The organism is Halomonas getboli (assembly GCF_023094245.1).
Classification (GTDB): domain Bacteria; phylum Pseudomonadota; class Gammaproteobacteria; order Pseudomonadales; family Halomonadaceae; genus Halomonas; species Halomonas getboli.
In genome coordinates this window covers 289,354-308,105 of sequence record NZ_JALMEW010000005.1, presented here as the reverse complement: position 1 = coordinate 308,105, position 18,752 = coordinate 289,354, and the positions used below count along the sequence as shown (strand labels likewise).

The following is an 18,752-nucleotide window of genomic DNA, read 5'->3' as shown; positions in this document are numbered from 1 at the left end:
GACGCGCCGGCAAGGACGGCACCCGCCGCCCGACAAAGAGCTGGGTTCAGCATTCGATGGCGTTGACGGCCAGGCCACCCTTGGAGGTTTCCTTGTACTTCTCCTGCATGTCGGCGCCGGTGTCGCGCATGGTGCGAATCGCCTTGTCCAGCGAAATGAAGTGCTCGCCGTCGCCGCGCAGGGCCATCTGGGCCGCGTTGATCGCCTTCACCGAAGCGATGGCGTTGCGTTCGATGCAGGGCACCTGCACCAGCCCGCCCACCGGATCGCAGGTCAGCCCCAGGTTGTGCTCCAGGCCGATCTCGGCGGCGTTCTCCACCTGGCCCGGGGTGCCGCCCAGCACCTCCGTGAGGCCGGCGGCAGCCATGGCGCAGGCGGAGCCCACCTCGCCCTGACAGCCGACCTCGGCGCCGGAGATGGAGGCGTTCTTCTTGCACAGGATGCCCACGGCACCGGCGGTCAGCAGGAAGTCGACCACGCAGCGCTCGTCGGCGCTGGCCTGGAACTTCATGTAGTAGTGCAGCACCGCCGGGATGATGCCGGCCGCGCCGTTGGTCGGCGCGGTGACCATGCGTCCGCCGGCGGCATTTTCCTCGTTGACCGCCAGGGCGAAGACGTTGACCCAGTCCATGGCGGAGAAGGTCGAGGCGATCAGGCTACCGTCGTCGTCCATGGCCTCGAGGCGACGATGCAACGCACCGGCGCGGCGCTTGACGTTGAGCCCGCCGGGCAGCACGCCCTCGCCTTCGAAGCCCTTCTGCACGCAGTCCTGCATGGCTTCCCAGATGCGCCACAGCCCGGCGCGGATCTCGGCCTCGCTGCGCCAGGCCTTCTCGTTGGCCATCATCAGCTCGCTGATGCGCATGTCGTGCAGGCGACACAGCGCCAGCAGCTCGCCGGCGGAGTTGAAGTCGTAGGGCAACGCGGTGTTGTCGCTGTCGAGCTCGCCGCTGGCCGCCTGGGCCTCGTCGACCACGAAGCCGCCGCCCACGGAGTAGAAAACGTTGCGATACAGCTCCCGGGAATGGCCGTGAGCCACCAGGGTCATGGCGTTGGGATGATAGGGCAGGCTCTCGTCGTGCCACTGCAGGTCACGCGCCCACAGGAAGGGGATCGCCAGATGGCCATCGAGCAGCAGGGTCTGGGACTCCAGCAGCTCCTCGATGCAGGGGGTGACAATGTCCGGGTTGATTGTCTCGGGGCGCTCGCCCATCAGGCCCATGATGGTCGCCTGGTCGGTGCCGTGGCCCTGGCCGGTGGACGACAGCGAGCCGTGCAGGTGCACCTCGACCCGCGCCACGCGCTCCAGCAGGTCCTGCCGACGCAGTTCCTGGACGAAGTCATAGGCCGCGCGCATCGGGCCGACGGTATGCGAGCTGGACGGGCCGATGCCGATCTTGAACAGGTCGAAGACGCTGATGGACATGGGGAGAACCTCGGGCGGGGCCGGCACACGCCGACGCCGTCTTGTTGTCAGTTACACTAAAGCCAACTGGCCATCGATGGCCTTGGACCTTAATGTTGTCCGCACCAGCGCGTCACGACAATCCAGAATATCTCGTCCACGATATAGAATGACTAAACCATGAGCCGACTCCTCAACGCCCAGACCCATGCCTGGCTGAAGGTCTTCGCGGTCAGCGCCCGCCACCTCTCCTTCACCCGGGCGGCGGAGGAACTGCACGTCACCACCGGTGCCGTCAGCCAGCAGATCAAGCAGCTCGAGGATCGCCTGGGGTTCAAGCTGTTCCGCCGCCTGCCGCGCCGCCTGGCCCTCACCGAGGAGGGCCGGCGACTGGCCTCGGTGGTCGACGAGGCCTACCAGGCGGTGGGCCTGGAGGTGAAGCGACTGCGCAGCGGCGTGATGAGCGGCATCATCCGCATGCGCGTGGTGCCCTCCTTCCTCAACAAGTGGCTGATGCCCCGCCTGCCGCGCCTGCAGGCGCGCTTCCCCGACATCGAACTGCACATCCTCTCCGAGGACAGTAGCACCTCGCTGCGCGAGGGCGAGTTCGATCTGGCGATCGACCTCAACGACGGCCGCTATCCGGGCATGTCGATCACGCCGCTGATGGAAGAGACCATCTTTCCGGTCTGCGCGCCCGCGCTGATGCGTGGCCGCCCGCCGCTGCGCCGCCCCGAGGACCTGGCCTGGTATCCGCTGCTGCACGACGTCACCGCCTGGCGCGGCAGCCACGATTACGGCGAATGGGAACATTATCTGAAGGCCATCGACGCACCGGAGGTCAACGTGCGTCGCGGCTACACCTTCAACCGCAACCATCTGACCATGGAGGCGGCACTGGCCGGCATGGGCGTGGCCATCGCCCGCCAGACGCTGATCACCAGCGAGCTGGACACCGGCGCCCTGGTGGCCCCCTTCGCGCGACGGGTGGCCACCGGCATGCACTACGGCATCGTCCACGCCGCGGGCTCGCTGGACGATCGCCGGATCTGCGCGGTGCACGACTGGCTGCTGGAAGAAGCGCGACGCCAGCATCCGTCCCGACATCCAGTAGTGGCAGACAGCGATCTATCTTAAGACACACTTAAGGCGTATAATTAGCCACCTTAACATTTCTCACCGACAGACACCCCCATGCCTGACCATTACGCCGACCGGATCGGCTTCCGCGCACTTTGCCTGCGCGGCTTCGCCTACATGCTGCTGGTGGCCGCGCTGATGCAGGCCGCGCTCTTCGAAGCCGCGCACATGCCGAACGTGCGCTTCTCCGAGACCGGCCTCACCGAACCCCTGCAGTCGCTGCTGCTGCTGGCCGGCACGATCCTGGCCTTCGTCGCCCGCCGCCTGGACGACCGCCTGCCCCATCTCACCCTGCTGATCATCGGCCTGCTCGGCGCCTCGCTGATCCGCGAGCAGGATGCCTGGCTCGACGAATTCGTCTTCGACGGCGCCTGGCAGGTCCTGGTGAGCCTGCTGGTACTGCCGATCCTGTTTACGGTGATCCGTCGAGGCCGCGCCTTCGCCGCCGAGCTCGAGCGCTACGCCATGACCTTCTCCGGCGGCCTGTTCGCCGCCGGCTTCATCACCACCTACGTGTTCTCGCGCCTCTACGGCCGCAGCGAGATGTGGCAGGCGATTCTCGGCGAGCAGTATCTGCGCGTGTTCAAGGACGCCGCCGAGGAGGTCACAGAGCTGTTCGGCTATACCCTGCTGTTCATCGCCATGGTGGAACTGGTGCTGCTGGCGCGCCGCTGGCGGCGGCAGCGACTCCAGGGCCAGGGCTAAGCCTGCTCCCAAAGACGGCGCCCCAAACGACGACGCCCGCGACCGAAGGGTCGCGGGCGTCGTCGTTTCATGCCGGGGCCAGCGCACGGCCGGCCCGCTCGACGATCACTCGTCGAGGAAGGAGCGCAGCGGCTCGGAGCGGGACGGATGGCGCAGCTTGCGCAGCGCCTTGGCCTCGATCTGACGGATACGCTCGCGGGTCACGTCGAACTGCTTGCCGACCTCCTCGAGGGTGTGGTCGGTGTTCATGTCGATGCCGAAGCGCATGCGCAGCACCTTGGCCTCGCGGGCGGTCAGGCCGCCGAGCACGTTGCGGGTGGCCTCGATCAGGCCCTCGCCGGTGGCCGAGTCGATCGGCAACACCATGGTGCCGTCCTCGATGAAGTCGCCCAGGTGCGAGTCGTCATCGTCGCCGATGGGCGTCTCCATGGAGATCGGCTCCTTGGCGATCTTCAGCACCTTGCGCACCTTGTCTTCCGGCATCTCGAGGCGCTCGCCGAGCTCTTCCGGGGTCGGCTCGCGGCCCATCTCCTGCAGCATCTGGCGGGAGACGCGGTTGAGCTTGTTGATCGTCTCGATCATGTGCACCGGGATGCGGATGGTGCGTGCCTGGTCGGCAATGGAGCGCGTGATCGCCTGACGAATCCACCAGGTGGCGTAGGTCGAGAACTTGTAGCCGCGACGGTATTCGAACTTGTCCACCGCCTTCATCAGGCCGATGTTGCCCTCCTGGATCAGGTCCAGGAACTGCAGGCCGCGGTTGGTGTACTTCTTGGCGATCGAGATCACCAGGCGCAGGTTGGCCTCGACCATCTCCTTCTTGGCACGGCGGGCCTTGGCTTCGCCGATGGAGAGCCGACGGTTGACCTCCTTGATCTCGGTCACCGGCAGCTGGATCATCTCTTCCTCGAAGGCGATCTTGCGCTGGGAGCGCTGGATGTCGCCCTTGAGCACGGCCAGCTTGTCGGCATACTTGGCATGCTCGGCCATGAAGTCGTCGAGCCAGTCCAGGCGCGATTCGTTGCCGGGGAAGGCCTTGATGAAGGTCTTGCGCGGCACCTTGGCCTTCTTGACGCACAGCTGCATCACGGACTTTTCCTGGGCCCGCACCTGCTCGACGCTGATGCGGACCTGGCCGACCAGACGCTCGAAGTGCTTGGGCACCAGCTTGATCGGCGAGAACAGCTCGGCCAGGCGTGCCAGCTCGGCCTGCGCCGGCGCGGAGCCACGCCCGCCGGCCTCGATGGCCTGGCGCGCGGCCTCGTTCTGCTCGCGGATCTGCTCGAAGCGGGCGCGAGCCTCTTCCGGATCCGGACCGCCGCCGCTGTCGTCCTCTTCCTCGGCATCCTCGTCGTCGGAATCGCTCTCGGCCACTTCGGGCTCATCGGGTACGTCCGCCTCGGCGACGCCGGGGATACCCTCGTCGGGATCGATGAAGCCGGAGAACAGGTCGGACAGGCGGCCCGGGGCCTCCTCGTCCTGGGTGGCGTCATAGGCCTCGAGGATGGAATCGACGGCGCCCGGCAGATAGGCCAGCGCGGACATCACCTCGCGGGTGCCCTCCTCGATGCGCTTGGCGATCTCGATCTCGCCCTCGCGGGTCAGCAGCTCGACCGTGCCCATCTCGCGCATGTACATGCGCACCGGGTCGGTGGTGCGGCCCACGTCGCTCTCCACCGCCGCCAGGGCGGCCACGGCCTCCTCGGCGGCCGACTCGTCGGTGGAGTGATCGGCCATCATCAGGGTATCTTCATCAGGCGCTTCCTCGACGACATTGATACCCATGTCGTTGATCATGCCGATGATGTCTTCCACCTGATCGGGGTCGGCGATATCCTCGGGAAGATGGTCGTTGACCTCGGCATAGGTCAGGAAGCCCTGTTCCTTGCCGCGCGCGATCAACTCCTTCAGACGCGACTGCTGCTGCGCATTTCCAGCCATAGAAACCCTATCTCGACGAAGAAGAATGAAGCACCTGAAGCACTGAGGCGGTGAAAACTCGATAAGCCGAACAGTATAGCGGTTGTGACCGCCGTTTTGCCAGTTCGACGTATTTGCGCGGTCATTCAGGTGTGTTAGCGTGTCTGGTTGCGTTCCGCTCAGGGGACGCTGATGTATATGGTGATGGTAGGCGGAAATTCAAGCCCGGCGCCAATTTCCGGCACATCGCGGGCCCGTCATCCCTTGAGCTCGGTCAGCAGCACCATCAGCCGCTGACGCTCCTCCCTGGACAGCCGCTCCCCGGCGCGCTCCCTCGCCAGCAGGGTGTCGTACTCCTCCTGCGGCGACTGCCGCCGCCGGTGGCGCTGAAAGTAGGCCACCCAGTTGTCGAGCTCGGCGCCGCGGAGGCCCCGCGGCACCAGCGGCGCCCGCCTCGCCAGCGCCGCCAGGCGCTCACCCTCCGGCGTGCCGTGAAAGTGCGCCAGCAGCACCTGGGCGCTGCGATAGCCGCCCGCCCTCAGCAGTCTGATCACCTCGCGGCACAGCCCGGCGTCCGGATCGTGCTGGTCACACCACTCGTCGTCCTCCGGCAGGCGCTCGACCAGCGCCGGCTCGTGCACCAGTAGCTGCAGCGCCCTCGCCATCTGGCCCAGCGACGCCTGCCCGGCGGAGGCCGGCCTGCCATTCGCGGCGCCCTCGCCTGGAGGCGGCGCCGAGCCCGCCCATTCCGGCGGCATGTCGGCCGGCGGCACCTCATCGACCAAGGCCTCGCCGCGGGACATCAGCGACTCGAAGCTTGACTGATCGACGCCGGTGCGCCGCGAGAGTTCCGTCAACAGCAGCGACTTCATCACCCCGTCGGGCAGCCTGCCGATGGCGCCCAGCACCCGGCTGGCGAAGCGTTCACGTTCCTCCAACCGCTCCAGGTCGCGCCCCTCGGCGGCCTGCTCGAAGAGGAACTCCGACAGCGGGCTGGCGCAGGTCACGCGATCCTCGAAGGCCTCGGGGCCCTCGCGGCGCACCAGGGTATCCGGATCCTCGCCGTCGGGCAGGAACAGGAAGCGCGCCTGGCGGCCGTCGATCATCTGCGGCAGCACCGTCTCCAGCGCCCGGGTCGCTGCCTGACGGCCGGCGCGGTCGCCGTCGAAGCAGAACACCACCTCGTCGACCATGCGGAACAGCCGCCCCAGGTGATCCTCGGTGGTGGCCGTGCCCAGGGTCGCCACCGCATTGCGGATGCCGAACTGGGCCAGCGCCACCACGTCCATGTAGCCCTCGACGATCACCAGTCGCTCGAGGCGCGGATTGGCCTGACGCGCCTCGTAGAGGCCGTACAGCTCGCGCCCCTTATGGAAGACCGGCGTCTCCGGGGAGTTCAGGTACTTGGGCTTGGCATCGCCCAGCACCCGCCCGCCGAAGGCGATGGTGCGCCCGCGGATATCGCGGATCGGAAACATCACCCGATCGCGGAAGCGATCATAGGTGCGCCCGCTGTCCTCGCGATGCACCAGCAGGCCGTATTCGATCTGCACCGGTTCGGCGATGCCCTGTTCGCCGAGATGCCGCTTGAGCGACTCCCAGCCGCCCGGGGCATAGCCGATGCCGAAGTCGCGCACGACCTCCGGCGACAGCCCGCGGCGCTCGATGTACTCCCGCGCGCCCTGCCCCTCGGGCATCTTCAGGCGCTCGCGGAAGAAGCTCGCCGAGAGCTCGAGCAGGTTGACGCCTTCCTTGCGCTTGCGCTCGCGGGCCTGGGCCCGCGGATCGTCGGCGCCCTCGCGCGGCACCTCGAGCCCCTGCCGGGCGGCGAGATGCTCCACCGCCTCGGGGAAACGCAGGTTGTCGTACTCCATCAGGAAGCGCAGGGCGTTACCGTGGGCGCCGCAGCCGAAGCAGTGATAGAACTGCTTGTCGGCACTGACGGTAAAGGACGGCGACTTTTCCTGGTGGAAGGGACAGAGACCGGAATGATTGCGACCGGCCTTCTTGAGCTTGACCCGCTCGCCGACCACCTCGACCACGTCGACGCGGGCCAGCAGGTCATCGATGAAACGCTGCGGGATCTGACCGGCCATCAGACAATCCAGTCGGGGTTGAAAGCAGAGTTGAAAGCCAGGCCCGGGAGCATGGGCGAAAAAACAAGCGGCCACCGAACGGCGGCCGCTTGGCGCTCCTCCCGAGTCGACCCGCTAGCGAGCCGGTCGACCCAAGTACGGATCAATAGAGCCGTTCGAAACGCTTGCGCTCACGCTGAAGCTTCTTGGCGTGACGCTTGACGGCAGCAGCCGCCTTGCGCTTGCGCTCTGCGGTCGGCTTCTCGTACTGCTCGCGGCGGCGAACCTCGGACAGAACACCGGCTTTTTCACAGGAACGCTTGAAGCGACGCAGTGCGACGTCAAACGGCTCGTTATCGCGTACTTTGACAGAAGGCATTAAGCACTCACCTACCTTGAAAACTTGAGTTCGGTTTGAACGCACGCCTTCAGGGACGCTCGCCATGCCTCACGACTGCCGACGACCTCGCGACGCGAGGCGGAAAAACGGAAGGGAGAGACAGGAAGCCAGACCCTGGGCGCACGACCCAGTCTTGCAGCGCACAGTATTCTAGTCGTCGTGCCACGGCCATGCAAACCGTTTCGCCTCTCGCCCCTGCCGCAGAGGGCGCAAAAGGCGTAGAATGGCGCCCTTTCCGCCGTACCGAGCCATGACCATGCGCGTATTGGGCATCGAGACCTCCTGCGACGAGACCGGCGTCGCCCTCTATGACACCGAGCGCGGCCTCGCTGCCGACGCCCTGCACAGCCAGATCGCCATGCACGCCGAATACGGCGGCGTGGTGCCGGAGCTGGCCAGCCGCGACCATACCCGTCGCCTGCTGCCGCTGATCCAGACCGTGCTCGATGATGCCGGCGTGACCCGCGGCGAGCTGGACGCCATCGCCTACACCGCCGGCCCCGGCCTGGTGGGTGCGCTGATGGTCGGCGCCAGCACTGCCCACGGCCTGGCCCGGGCACTCGACATCCCGGTGCTGGGCGTGCACCACATGGAAGGCCACCTGCTGGCGCCGATGCTGGAGGACGCGCCGCCGGCCTTTCCCTTCGTGGCGCTGCTGGTCTCCGGCGGCCACACCCAGCTGGTCGAGGTCGAAGACCTCGGCCGATATCGCCTGCTCGGCGAATCGGTGGACGACGCCGCCGGCGAGGCCTTCGACAAGGCCGCCAAGATGCTCGGCCTGGACTACCCCGGCGGCCCCGCCGTGGCGCGCCTGGCCGAGAGCGGCGATCCCAAGCGCTTCCGCTTCCCGCGGCCCATGACCGACCGCCCGGGGCTGGACTTCAGCTTCTCCGGGCTCAAGACCCACACCCTGACCGCGATCCGCCGGCTCGAGGCCGACGGCGAGCTCGATGACGCCGCCCGCGCCGACGTGGCCCGCGCCTTCGAGGAGGCCGTGGTCGACACCCTGGTGATCAAGTGCCGCCGCGCCCTCGACCAGACCGGTCTCAAGCGGCTGGTGGTGGCCGGCGGCGTCAGCGCCAACGCCCGGCTGCGCGAGCGCCTCGGCCTCGAGGCCGCCAAGCGCCACGCCGAGGTGTTCTATCCGCGCGGGCGTTTCTGCACCGACAACGGGGCCATGATCGCCTATGTGGGCGCACAGCGTCTGCTGGCCGGCGAACGCGACGTCGTGGGTCAGATGCAGGCCGTGCCGCGCTGGCCGATGGAGACGCTGACACGCCCCAACACTGAAGGGCGATGATCGCGCTTTCCATGGTCACGGCGCACAGCGTCTGCTGGCCGGCGAACGCGACGTCGTGGGGCAGATGCAGGCCGTGCCGCGCTGGCCGATGGACGGGCTCGAGCCGCCGGGCGGACGCTGAGGTTCGAGGTTCGAGGTTCGAGGTTCGAGGTTCGAGGTTCGAGGCCAGGATAGGACCACCTTAAGCGGGTTTTATCGCGGCTTGCAGCCTAGGGCTTATAGCTTGAAGCCCGGCGCAGCCGGGCGGCTTACAGCCCGTGTTCGTCGCCCCGCCCCAACCGACGAATATTCAGCGCATGGCGCCCCAGCACCAGCAGCGTGAAGCCGATCACCACCGGCACGTAGTCGGGCGCCAGCCAGATCGCGGCCAGCGGGGCCAGCGCGGCGCTGGCCAGCGACGCCACCGCGGCAGTGCGCACCCGCCAGGCCAGCAGGCACCACAGGGTCGCGCAGCACAGCGCCACGCCGGGCGTCAGCACCAGCATCACGCCGAAGGCGCTGGCCACCGCCTTGCCACCGCGGAAGCGGTACCAGGCCGGATAGCTGTGTCCGAGCAGCACCCCGAGGCCGACCAGTCCCTGCCCCCAGGGTGACAGCCCCAGCAGCATGGCGAGCCCCAGCACCGGCATGCCCTTGACGGCATCGACCAGCAGCGTGATCAGGGCCAGCCGCGTGCCATAGAGCCGCAGCACGTTGGAGAAGCCGGGATTGCCGGAGCCGGCCAGGCGCGGATCGACGCGGCCGGCCAGGCGGCACACCGTGATCGCCCCCAGCCAGGTGCCGCTGAGATAGCCCAGCGCCATCAGCGGCAGCACGAGTTCGAGTTGGGTCAGCACGGCCGGCCCTCAAGCGGAAAGTGTCTCGATTCTGCCAGCCTCGCGGCCGCGGGAACAGCGTCGGCGCTGTCGCCGGCCGACCGGCTCGCGTACAATCGCCGCCCAATCCGGCACTGCCGCCGCCCCTTGCCACGGCTCGGAGAGCCCAAGATGGATCTCGTACTGATCGAAGCGCTGAAGGTCGACACCGTGATCGGCGTCTACGACTGGGAGCGCACCCTCACCCAGACCCTGGTTCTGGACCTGGAGCTGGCCACCGACATCCGCCCCGCGGCGGCCGACGACGACATCGCCCAGACCCTCGACTATGCCGCCATCAGCGAGCGCATCGCCCGCTTCGGCGCCGAACACAGCTTCGAGCTGGTGGAGACCTTCGCCGAGCGCCTGGTCGATGCCCTGCGCCGCGAATACGGCATCGCCTGGATTCGCCTGACACTGCGCAAGCCGGGCGCGGTACCCGCCGCCAGCGCGGTCGGCGTGCGCATCGAGCGTGGCCAGCGGAGCGCGACCTGATGGCCCTCGTCACCGTCAGCATCGGCAGCAACATCGAGCGCGAGACGCACCTGACCGCCTGTCTCGACGCCCTGGCCGAGAGTTTCGACGGCCTGCGCCTGTCGCGGGTCTACGAGAGCGAACCGGTCGGCTTCGAGGACGGCCGCAACTTCTACAACCTGGTGGCGGCCTTCGACAGCGACTGGTCGGTGGGCGAGCTGCAGGCCTGGTGCAAGCGGCTCGAGTTCGCCAACGGCCGCCGCGCCGACAGCCCCAAGTTCAGCCCCCGCACCCTGGACGTCGACCTGCTCACCGTCGGCGAGCTGACCGGCGAGCACGACGGCGTCGCCCTGCCGCGGGCCGAGATCCGTCATCACGCCTTCGTGCTGAAGCCGCTGGCGGAGCTGCTGCCCGACGCTCGTCATCCCGAGGACGGCCGTCGCTACGCCGATCTCTGGGCAGCCTTCGAGGCCGACGACCAGGCCCTGTGGCCGGCCGACTTCCCGTGGCGCGGAAAGCGCCTGCCGTTCGACGTCTGATCCGCGCGCTTTATCGGATCGCCTGCCCGGTTCGCCAGACCCTTAGCCCGCCAGCACCTCATCGATGGCGGCCCGGCGCCGCCGGGCCAGCTCCTCGCCCAGCTCGCGGCCCTGATAGCCCTCCTCGACCAGCCCGCGGGGCAGGATCTGCCCCGCCAGGCGCCAGGCCACGGCCAGATCCTCGGCCAGCGCCGGCTCTTCCATGCTCACCAGGCTGATCAGCGAGGACACCCGCTCGCCCTGACGCCAGGCATTGATGCCATCGAGCCAGGCCATTACCCGTGCGCCGTCCAGCTCGCCCGATCGCGCCTCGGCCACCAGCCGGCGGGTCGCCGCCGCCTGATCGCCCAGCCGGCGCGGTGCCCGGGGCAGCTTCAGGCGCTCGGCCAGGGCCTCGCGGGTCTCGGCGCCGAGATGTTCGACCAGCCGCGCCCAGCGCCAGTGCGGCGCCCCCTCATCGGCCATGTCCTCGGGCAGCCGCGCCAGCCGGCCCAGCGCCTCGTCCAGTGCCGCGGCGTCCGCCGTCAGCTCCGGCATCAGCGCCGCCAGGGCGCCGCAGTCGTGCAGAGCCTGGAAGTAGACATCCGGCCAGGGCTCGCCCAGCGCCTTCTCGGTCTCGGTCCAGACGCGCTCGGCCACCAGATGACCGAGCTCGCCGCTGGCGGCCAGCCGACGCATCAGCTCGCGGGTTTCCGGGGCGATCACGAAGCCGAGCCCGGCGTAGCGGGCCAGAAAACGCGCCGTACGCAGCACCCGTAGCGGGTCCTCGACGAAGGCTGGCGAGACGTGGCGCAGCACCCGGGCCTCGAGGTCGTGAAGACCGCCGTAGGGGTCGACCAGCTCGCCTTCGGGGGTCTCGGCCATGGCGTTGATGGTCAGGTCGCGGCGCACCAGGTCCTGCTCGAGGCTGACCTCGGGGCTCGCATGAACCTCGAAGCCGGTATAGCCATGGCCGGCCTTGCGCTCGGTGCGCGCCAGGGCGAACTCCTCATGGGTCTTCGGATGCAGAAACACCGGGAAGTCGCGACCCACCGCCCGGAAGCCTCGTCGGGTCATGGCCTCGGGCGTGGCGCCGACCACCACCCAGTCGACGTCGGTGACCGGCCAGCCGAGCCGGGCGTCGCGAACGGCGCCACCGACCCGGTAGACGATCAGGCCGTCGAGGCGGGCATCGCGGGTCGGCACGCTCAGGCCTCCACGCGCTCGGGCAGACGGTGCTGCCAGTCGGTAAAGCCGCCGTCGAGGCTGTAGACCGTCTCGAAGCCCTGGCCGGCCAGCCAGGCCGCGGCCTGCTGGCTGGAGTGGCCGTGGTAGCAGACCACCACCAGCGGCGTCTCGCGAGGCGCCTCGGCCAGCAGGGCCGTGACGCTGTCGTTGTCCAGGTGGCGGCAGCCGGGGATGTGGCCGGCGGCATAGCTCGCCGGGTCGCGGATGTCGACCAGGGTCAGCGGCGAACCGGCATCGAGCCACTCGGCCAGGGTGGGAATGTCCAGGTGCTGGAAGCTCATCGGATCTCCAGGGAGCGAGAGGATAGAGGGAGAAAGAGAAAATCAGTGGCGGCTGGGTACGCTAATGCGCTCGCCGCTCTCGAGGTCGAAGGCGGTCAGCGCCCCGCCCCAGACGCAGCCGGTATCCAGCGCCTCGGCCCGCACCCGGCTGCCCGGGGTCTTGCCCTCGAGTGCCGCCCAGTGGCCGAACAGCAGCCGCGGATCGTCGTCGCGGGGGTACTGGAACCAGGGCGCGAAGCCCGGCGGCGCGCTGTCGAGGCCTTCCTTGGCGCTGAAGTCCAGGGTGCCGTCGGCGGCGATGAAGCGCATGCGGGTGAAGACGTTGACGATCGCCCGCAGCCGGTCGAGGCCGTCCAGGTCGTCGCGCCAGCGAGCCGGCTCGTTGCCATACATCCGCTCGAGGAAGGCACCGGCACGCTCGCCGCCGAGCCGTTCGGCCACCTCGGCGGCCAGCGGCTCGGCCTGATCCAGCGTCCACTGGGGCGGCAGCCCGGCGTGGCTCATCAGGGTCTCGCCGTCGCGCACCACCAGCGGGCGGCTCTGCAGCCAGTCGAGCACGCGCTCGCGGTCCGGCGCGGCGAGGATGGCGTCGAGGGTGTCCTTGCGCTTGAGCCGCGCGCCGCCGCGGGCCACCGCAAGCAGGTGCAGGTCGTGATTGCCGAGCACCACCCGGGCGGCGTCGCCCAGGGCCATGACCTCGCGCAGGCAGCCCAGCGAGCCGCGGCCGCGATTGACCAGGTCGCCGGCCAGCCAAAGCCGGTCGCGGCGTGGATCGAAGTCGAGGCGCTCGAGCAGGGCCACGAACTCCTCGTGACAGCCCTGGAGATCGCCGACGGCGTAGGTGGTCATGGCGCGTCCTCGCGGTCTCGGATGAATCGGGATGAAGCGGCGTTCGGCGAACGCCTCAGTGCACCTGGTTGGGGCCGGCCAGCCGGAAGGGCGCGACGGCCACCTCGAAGGGGCGCTGGGTGGCGGTGTCGACGCAGGTGAAGGCACCTTCCATCACGCCCACCGGGCCGTCGAGGATCGCTCGACTGGTATAGCGGAAGGTCTGGCCGGGGCCGATCAGCGGCTGCTGGCCGACCACGCCCTTGCCGCGCACTTCCTGGGTCTCGCCGCTGCTCTGGGTGATCTTCCAGTGGCGCGCCAGCAGCTGCATGCTGTGCCCGGAGTGGTTGTGCACGGTGATGGTGTAGCTGAACACGAAGCGCTCTTCCTCGGGGGCAGACTCGTCCTCGCGGAAGGCCGGCTCCACGTCCACGCGAATCTCGTCGCCCAGGACCGGTGCCGTCATGAGGCGCTGCCCTCCTCGGCCAGATGGTTGGCGATGCGCACGAACTCCGCCACGCTCAGGGTCTGGGGCCGTCGGGTCGGATCGATGCCGAGCGCCTCCAGGGCCGCGGCGTCGATCCGTCCCTTGAGGTTGTTGCGCAGCGTCTTGCGCCGCTGGGCGAAGGCCTCGCGGACCACGTCGAACAGCAGCGTCTCGTCGCGGGCGACGTCCGGCCGCTCGGCGTGGGGCGTCAGGCGCACGATGGCGGAGTCCACCTTGGGCCGCGGCACGAAGGACTCCGGCGGCACGATGAACAGCGACTCGACCGAGCAGTAGTACTGGGCCAGCACCGAGAGGCGACCGCGCTCGCCGCCACCGGGCGGCGCCGCCAGGCGGTCGACGACCTCCTTCTGCAGCATGAAGTGCATGTCGGCCACGGCGTCGCCGGCCTGCAGCAGATGGGAGATCAGCGGCGTGGAGATATTGTAGGGCAGGTTGCCCACCACCCGCAGCGCCGGGCCCTCGCCGCGCAGCTCGCGGAAGTCGACCTTGAGCGCATCGCCCTCGTGGATCACGAAGCCGGGCTGGTCGAAGAACTGCACACGCAGCCCGGGAATCAGGTCACGGTCCAGCTCGATGACCTCGAGATGCCCGCCCGCCGCCTCCAGCAGCGGCTCGGTCAGGGCGCCCTGGCCGGGGCCGATCTCCACCAGCCGCTCGCCGGGGCGGGCGCCGATGGCGCGGACCAGCCGCGAGATGATGCCGGGGTCGCGCAGGAAGTTCTGGCCGAAGCGCTTGCGGGCGCGATGACCCTGGGGGCGGGATGCCATGCGGTCTGTCCTTCTGTTCGAATCGGGGGTGCCACGCTCAGCCACGGCCGGCGCGGCGGGCCATGTCGGCGGCCAGCGCCTCGGCCACCGCCAGGCTGCCGGGATCGGCGCGGCCGCTGCCGGCCAGGTCGAGGGCGGTACCGTGGTCCACCGAGGTGCGCACCAGCGGCAGGCCCAGGGTGATGTTGGCGGCGCGGCCGAAGCCGGCGTACTTGAGCACCGGCAGGCCCTGGTCATGATACATCGCCAGCACGGCGTCGGCCTCGGCCAGGTGGCGCGGGGTGAACAGGGTATCCGCCGGCAGCGGCCCGTCAAGGGTCAGGCCCTCGCGGCGCAGCCTCGCCAGGGTCGGGGCGATCACCTCGAGTTCCTCGCGGCCGAGGTGGCCGCCCTCCCCGGCGTGGGGATTGAGCCCGCACACGGCGATGCGCGGCGCGTCCAGGCCGAACCAGCGTTTGAGGTCGGCGTCGAGGATGCGCAGCAGGCGCGTCAGCCGCTCGGGCGTCACCGCGTCGCTCACCTCGCGCAGCGGCAGGTGGGTGGTGGCGAGCGCCACGCGCAGCGCCCGCGGGCCGTGCCAGTCGGCACCGGCGGCGTGCAGGGCGCGGTCGGTGGCGAGCATCATCACCACCTCGTCGACGCCGCAGGCGTCGCGCAGGTATTCGGTGTGGCCGGTGAAGTCGACGTGACCGGCCTCACGGATCACCGCCTTGTGCAGCGGCGCGGTCACCATCCCGGCGGCCTCGCCGGCCCGGCAGCCGGCGACGGCGCGATCCAGGGTCTCGAGCACGTAGTCGCCGTTGCGAACGTCGAGCACCCCGGGCCGGCAGGGCGCGGCGAGCGCCACCGGCCACACCGGCAGCCGGCCGGGCCGGGGCTCGGGCACCGGCTCGCCCGGCGCCAGCTCGACGATATCGAGCGACCGTCCCAGGGCCCCCGCTCGCTCGGCGAGCAGCTCGGGGTCGCCCACCGCCACCCGCCGATGCCCCTGCGCCGCGCCGGTGGCGCCGTCGGTCGCCAGCATCACGGCGAGCTCGGGGCCGATGCCGGCCGGCTCGCCGGTGGTCAGGGCGATGACGGGCGCGTCGCTCATGCGTTCGGCTCGAGCCGCTCGTCGACGAAGGCCTCGCTACGGATCTCCTGGATCCAGTCTTCCATCTCGTCGTTGGCCTTGCGCTGGAACAGCGCCTGGCGGGCCTGGTCGCGGCTCATGTTGCCGCCCTGCTGCTCGATGTAGCGGTCGACCTCGCGCTCGGAGAGATTGACCCGGCTGCCGACCCGGCGCTGCTGGAGCTCGCGCATCAGCAGCTCGCGGCGCACCTGATCGCGCACCACCCCGAGCGACAGGCCATCCGCCTCGAGGGCGTCGGCGAACTGGTCCAGGGTCATGTTGTTGCTCCGGGCGATGGCGCGCACCTGGCTGTTGAGCTCGGTGTCGTCGACGCTGAGGTTGGCCTCGCGGGCCATCTGCAGCTGGATCTCCTCGACCACCAGGCGATCCAGCACCTGCTGGCGCAGCACCTCGTCCGGCGGCAGGTCGACGCCCCGGGCACTCAGCTGACGCTTGGTCTGGGCGAAGCGATCCTCGAGCTGGGAGGCCATGATGGCGCCGTCGTTGACCACCGCCACGATCCGGTCCAGGGGCTCACGCGCCTGGGCCAACCCGGTCAGCGGGGCGGTGCCCAGCAGCAGGGCCAGCAGCAGGGTGGCGAAGTGTCGGCTACGCATGTCGGTGTTTCCTCTCGTTCGATAGCGAATGTCTCGTCGCGGCCGGCATGCGGCCGCGAGGAGCGTCAGGCATGGATGTCGCCGCGGCTCAGCGCACGCTGAAGTCGGTGCTGCGATAGCCCGGCACGGCGGTGTCGAAGTAGCTGGCCGCTTCGCCGCCGACGCCGCCCAGCCCCTTGAACACGAAGCGCAGGAAGAACCCGCGATCGGTGGTGTCGTCGGCAATGGTGTTGGCGGTGTCCTCGTCGTCGACCCATTCGCGCCACACCAGCTGCAGACCATAGCAGCAGTCGTTCCACTGCACACCCGCCAGCTGTTCCAGGGTCCGGTCGTTGGTGTTGTCGTAGACGACGCGACCGATCAGATCGACCTGAGGACTGACCTTGAAGGCGCCGGAGACGTCGACTTCCTCGCGGTTGTAGCCGAGCTTGTCCTCGGCGTCATCCTCGGACACGTCGAAGCCCTCGAGCTGCCAGCGATAGCCCAGGTTGAGCACGTGACCGGCATGGGAGCGGTACTGCAGGTCCCAGCTGGCCTGCTCGGTGCGCGACTTGTGGTCGTCGTAGAGCCACTGCCAGCGGGTGCTCCACTCGTCGCTCAGCTGCCAGTCCAGGCGCGTGACCAGCGGCGAGCGCTGACGGGTGGCGTTGTAGTAATCGTAGGAATCCTCGTTCGCCGGCAGGGTATCGGGGTCGCCGTTCATGTCGATGTGGCGGTCCTCGAAGTAGAACGCCTGGCCGAGGCCCAGCGACAGCCGCTCGCGGCCGCTCTCGTCCTCCAGCAGGCGGCTCTCCACGCCGTAGGACAGGCGGTTGAGGTCGCCCACCCGGTCGCCGCCGGAGAAACGGTCCGGCGACCACAGTTGGTTCCAGGAGAAGTTGCGCTCGCCGGTGTCGAAGTCCGGGAACTCGCTCTGGTCCTCGGCCGGCACGTAGGCGTAGTTGAGCCTCGGCTCCAGGGTCTGGCGATAGTCGCCGCCGCCGAGGTTCAGGTCGCGCTCGAACACCAGGCCGCCGTCGATCGAGGTCACCGGCACGGTCAAAGACGGCGTGTCGGTGTTCGACGTCTCGCGGTCGCCGTAGTCCAGGTCATAGGAGCGGTGGGCGAGCTCGACGCGCGGCTCGAGGAAGCCCCAGCTCTCATCGAAGCGCCAGCCCACGGCCGGGTCCAGACGCAGCCGGGTGCCGTTGGCCGCCTCGCGTTCCGGGATGCGCCGCCGCCCGTCGCGGAAGTCGTAGAAGCCATCCTCGTCGGTATTCACGTCGCGCCAGAAGTAGGTCAGGTTGGACGTCCACTCCTCGTAGAAGCCGCCGTTCTGGGACCAGCGCGCCCGGGCGTCGAGGCTCGGCAGGCGATAGAAGGGCTTGTCGCCATCCTTCAGCGGATCGTCGAGCTTCTGGTAGCCCTGGGCCTTGGCCTGCAGCTGCCAGACGTCGCCGCGGTAGTCGAGCTGGGCCAGCCGCGACAGGTGATCGGTGTCCTGCTCGGCGAAGTCGCGGCCGAAGTCATCGAAGTAGGCGCCGTCGCTGGCCGCGCCGTAGCGTAGCCGGTAGTCGGTGCGGTCGTCGAAGCGCCCGGCGTGACGGAAGTCCAGGTACCAGCGCTCATCGCCGTTCTCGAGGTCCGAATAATCCGAGGCCTCGTCGCCGGCGCTCTTGTCGTCGGCGATGTAGGCGCCTTCGATGGTGCCGGCGTCGGACGGGAAGAGGTAGCGATACTGGCCGCCCATCAGCAGGCCACGATCGCTGATCCAGCGCGGGGTGATGGTCGCGTCCTGGTCGGGGGCGATGTTCCAGTAGAAGGGCTGGGAGTAGTCGAGCCCGCTGCCGGAGGCGCCGATCGTCGGCCACAGGAAGCCGGTCTGGCGGCGCTCGTCGATGGGGAAACGGACCCAGGGCCAGTAGAACACCGGCACGTGACCGACCTCGAGGCGGGCGTTCTTGGCGGTGCCGAAACCGCTCTCGCGGTCCAGCAGGATATCGTTGCCGACCAGACGCCACAGCTCGTTGCCGGGCTCGCAGGTGGTAAAGCTGGCCTCGCGCAGCCGGTAGCGGCCGTCCTCGAGCCGCGCCAGCCGCACCGCGTCGCCACGCAGGCGCTGCTCGTGGGCCACGTAGTGGGCGGTCTCGACGCTCGCCGCATCGCTGTCGAGCGAGAATTCGGCGTCGTCGCCGCGCACCAGCAGGTTGCGGTCACGCAGCGCCACCGGGCCCTCGGCCTGCACTCGGTCGCGGGCCGCCGGCACCGTGACCCGCGGCGCTTCGAGCTGAGTATCGCCCCGACGCAGCACCACCCGGCCGCTGAGCCGGGTCTCGCCCTCGGCGCCATACTCGCCGCTGTCGGCCTCGCTGGCGACCTGCCCGTCGGCGGGCTGTGCCAGGCGGTAGTCCGGCATCACGTAGCGCCCACGGCACACGGCGCCCGCCGGCCGGTCGGCGCCCCACGGCTGCCAGTCAAGCTGATCGGCGGGCAGCGGCTCGGGAGGTGCCGCCAGTATGGGGGCGGCGATGAGCAGGCTCGAGGTCATCAGGCCTGCCAGGGCCGTCCATGAGGGTCGCTTGGCCATGTTCCACGATGTCCTTGGCGGAGTGAATCGGTATT

At 69.2% G+C, this 18,752-nt stretch carries 18 protein-coding genes; 5 read left to right on the top strand and 13 right to left on the bottom strand.

The genetic code is table 11. The annotated features are described in order from the left end of the window. Window positions 1-46: 46 nt before the first annotated feature. Entirely contained in the window at window positions 47-1,426 is a 1,380-nt protein-coding gene (locus MYL53_RS12665) for an L-serine ammonia-lyase (protein WP_247854308.1), read from the bottom strand. 159 nt (window positions 1,427-1,585) lie between these two features. Here MYL53_RS12665 and MYL53_RS12660 point away from each other — a divergent pair, with 159 nt between their 5' ends. Together MYL53_RS12660 and MYL53_RS12655 are read left to right on the top strand one after the other, a co-directional pair. Further along, window positions 1,586-2,542 carry a LysR substrate-binding domain-containing protein gene (locus tag MYL53_RS12660; RefSeq protein WP_247854307.1) on the top strand — a complete coding sequence of 319 codons (957 nt, stop codon included), beginning with the start codon at window positions 1,586-1,588 and terminating at the stop codon, window positions 2,540-2,542. A 57-nt stretch (window positions 2,543-2,599) separates the two neighbouring features. Beyond that, window positions 2,600-3,250 carry a hypothetical protein gene (locus MYL53_RS12655; RefSeq protein WP_247854306.1) on the top strand — a complete coding sequence of 217 codons (651 nt, stop codon included), beginning with the start codon at window positions 2,600-2,602 and terminating at the stop codon, window positions 3,248-3,250. A 105-nt stretch (window positions 3,251-3,355) separates the two neighbouring features. Here the strand turns inward: MYL53_RS12655 and rpoD are convergent, their stop codons facing one another. From rpoD to rpsU, 3 genes are all read right to left on the bottom strand, one after another. Then, entirely contained in the window at window positions 3,356-5,191 is a 1,836-nt protein-coding gene (rpoD, locus tag MYL53_RS12650; protein WP_247854305.1) for an RNA polymerase sigma factor RpoD, read from the bottom strand. Window positions 5,192-5,427: 236 nt separating this feature from the next. After that, complete coding sequence (dnaG, locus tag MYL53_RS12645; RefSeq protein ID WP_247854304.1) at window positions 5,428-7,266, bottom strand: DNA primase; 1,839 nt, start codon at window positions 7,264-7,266, stop codon at window positions 5,428-5,430. A 142-nt stretch (window positions 7,267-7,408) separates the two neighbouring features. Continuing rightward, entirely contained in the window at window positions 7,409-7,624 is a 216-nt protein-coding gene (rpsU, locus tag MYL53_RS12640; RefSeq protein WP_013333229.1) for a 30S ribosomal protein S21, read from the bottom strand. 277 nt (window positions 7,625-7,901) lie between these two features. Between rpsU and tsaD the strand changes: the two genes are divergently transcribed. Beyond that, a complete protein-coding gene (gene tsaD / locus MYL53_RS12635; protein ID WP_247854303.1) occupies window positions 7,902-8,945 on the top strand; it encodes a tRNA (adenosine(37)-N6)-threonylcarbamoyltransferase complex transferase subunit TsaD in 1,044 nt (347 codons plus the stop codon). A gap of 248 nt (window positions 8,946-9,193) precedes the next feature. Here the strand turns inward: tsaD and plsY are convergent, their stop codons facing one another. Next, complete coding sequence (plsY, locus tag MYL53_RS12630) at window positions 9,194-9,781, bottom strand: glycerol-3-phosphate 1-O-acyltransferase PlsY (protein WP_345740377.1); 588 nt, start codon at window positions 9,779-9,781, stop codon at window positions 9,194-9,196. 150 nt (window positions 9,782-9,931) lie between these two features. Between plsY and folB the strand changes: the two genes are divergently transcribed. Together folB and folK are read left to right on the top strand one after the other, a co-directional pair. Beyond that, window positions 9,932-10,294 (top strand): dihydroneopterin aldolase, encoded by a 363-nt coding sequence (folB, locus tag MYL53_RS12625; RefSeq protein WP_247854302.1) that lies wholly within the window; start codon window positions 9,932-9,934, stop codon window positions 10,292-10,294. After that, window positions 10,294-10,812, top strand: coding sequence for a 2-amino-4-hydroxy-6-hydroxymethyldihydropteridine diphosphokinase (gene folK / locus MYL53_RS12620; RefSeq protein WP_247854301.1), 519 nt, complete (start codon window positions 10,294-10,296; stop codon window positions 10,810-10,812). The genes folB and folK overlap by 1 nt, the downstream gene beginning before the upstream one ends. Window positions 10,813-10,854: 42 nt before the next feature. Here the strand turns inward: folK and MYL53_RS12615 are convergent, their stop codons facing one another. The 8 genes from MYL53_RS12615 to MYL53_RS12580 form a co-directional block, all read right to left on the bottom strand. After that, entirely contained in the window at window positions 10,855-11,997 is a 1,143-nt protein-coding gene (locus MYL53_RS12615; RefSeq protein WP_345740376.1) for a tRNA nucleotidyltransferase/poly(A) polymerase-related protein, read from the bottom strand. A gap of 2 nt (window positions 11,998-11,999) precedes the next feature. Further along, a complete protein-coding gene (gene glpE / locus MYL53_RS12610) occupies window positions 12,000-12,320 on the bottom strand; it encodes a thiosulfate sulfurtransferase GlpE (protein ID WP_247854300.1) in 321 nt (106 codons plus the stop codon). Window positions 12,321-12,362: 42 nt separating this feature from the next. Continuing rightward, window positions 12,363-13,169: a symmetrical bis(5'-nucleosyl)-tetraphosphatase gene (locus MYL53_RS12605; RefSeq protein WP_247854299.1), complete on the bottom strand. Its 807-nt coding sequence runs from the start codon at window positions 13,167-13,169 to the stop codon at window positions 12,363-12,365. Between the two features lie 55 nt (window positions 13,170-13,224). Then, the gene (gene apaG / locus MYL53_RS12600) at window positions 13,225-13,614 is read right to left on the bottom strand and encodes a Co2+/Mg2+ efflux protein ApaG (protein WP_247854298.1); all 390 of its coding nucleotides are present in this window, start codon (window positions 13,612-13,614) and stop codon (window positions 13,225-13,227) included. After that, a complete protein-coding gene (rsmA, locus tag MYL53_RS12595) occupies window positions 13,611-14,423 on the bottom strand; it encodes a 16S rRNA (adenine(1518)-N(6)/adenine(1519)-N(6))-dimethyltransferase RsmA (protein ID WP_247854297.1) in 813 nt (270 codons plus the stop codon). The genes apaG and rsmA overlap by 4 nt, the downstream gene beginning before the upstream one ends. Before the next feature lie 37 nt (window positions 14,424-14,460). Next, window positions 14,461-15,516 carry a 4-hydroxythreonine-4-phosphate dehydrogenase PdxA gene (pdxA, locus tag MYL53_RS12590; RefSeq protein ID WP_247854296.1) on the bottom strand — a complete coding sequence of 352 codons (1,056 nt, stop codon included), beginning with the start codon at window positions 15,514-15,516 and terminating at the stop codon, window positions 14,461-14,463. Next, window positions 15,513-16,151, bottom strand: a complete 639-nt coding sequence (locus MYL53_RS12585) for a SurA N-terminal domain-containing protein (protein WP_247854295.1) — start codon at window positions 16,149-16,151, stop codon at window positions 15,513-15,515. Before MYL53_RS12585 ends, pdxA begins: the two co-directional genes overlap by 4 nt. 88 nt (window positions 16,152-16,239) lie before the next feature. Then, a complete protein-coding gene (locus tag MYL53_RS12580; protein WP_247854294.1) occupies window positions 16,240-18,717 on the bottom strand; it encodes an LPS-assembly protein LptD in 2,478 nt (825 codons plus the stop codon). Window positions 18,718-18,752 lie beyond the last annotated feature (35 nt).

Coding starts and splice junctions, on each gene's coding strand:
- apaG (WP_247854298.1), bottom strand. CDS start 13,614: ATGACGGCACCGGTCCTGGGCGACGAGATTCGCGTGGACGTGGAGCCG.
- MYL53_RS12605 (WP_247854299.1), bottom strand. CDS start 13,169: ATGACCACCTACGCCGTCGGCGATCTCCAGGGCTGTCACGAGGAGTTC.
- glpE (WP_247854300.1), bottom strand. CDS start 12,320: ATGAGCTTCCAGCACCTGGACATTCCCACCCTGGCCGAGTGGCTCGAT.
- MYL53_RS12580 (WP_247854294.1), bottom strand. CDS start 18,717: ATGGCCAAGCGACCCTCATGGACGGCCCTGGCAGGCCTGATGACCTCG.
- MYL53_RS12660 (WP_247854307.1), top strand. CDS start 1,586: ATGAGCCGACTCCTCAACGCCCAGACCCATGCCTGGCTGAAGGTCTTC.
- MYL53_RS12655 (WP_247854306.1), top strand. CDS start 2,600: ATGCCTGACCATTACGCCGACCGGATCGGCTTCCGCGCACTTTGCCTG.
- MYL53_RS12585 (WP_247854295.1), bottom strand. CDS start 16,151: ATGCGTAGCCGACACTTCGCCACCCTGCTGCTGGCCCTGCTGCTGGGC.
- rpoD (WP_247854305.1), bottom strand. CDS start 5,191: ATGGCTGGAAATGCGCAGCAGCAGTCGCGTCTGAAGGAGTTGATCGCG.
- folB (WP_247854302.1), top strand. CDS start 9,932: ATGGATCTCGTACTGATCGAAGCGCTGAAGGTCGACACCGTGATCGGC.
- folK (WP_247854301.1), top strand. CDS start 10,294: ATGGCCCTCGTCACCGTCAGCATCGGCAGCAACATCGAGCGCGAGACG.
- rsmA (WP_247854297.1), bottom strand. CDS start 14,423: ATGGCATCCCGCCCCCAGGGTCATCGCGCCCGCAAGCGCTTCGGCCAG.
- dnaG (WP_247854304.1), bottom strand. CDS start 7,266: ATGGCCGGTCAGATCCCGCAGCGTTTCATCGATGACCTGCTGGCCCGC.
- rpsU (WP_013333229.1), bottom strand. CDS start 7,624: ATGCCTTCTGTCAAAGTACGCGATAACGAGCCGTTTGACGTCGCACTG.
- pdxA (WP_247854296.1), bottom strand. CDS start 15,516: ATGAGCGACGCGCCCGTCATCGCCCTGACCACCGGCGAGCCGGCCGGC.
- tsaD (WP_247854303.1), top strand. CDS start 7,902: ATGCGCGTATTGGGCATCGAGACCTCCTGCGACGAGACCGGCGTCGCC.
- MYL53_RS12665 (WP_247854308.1), bottom strand. CDS start 1,426: ATGTCCATCAGCGTCTTCGACCTGTTCAAGATCGGCATCGGCCCGTCC.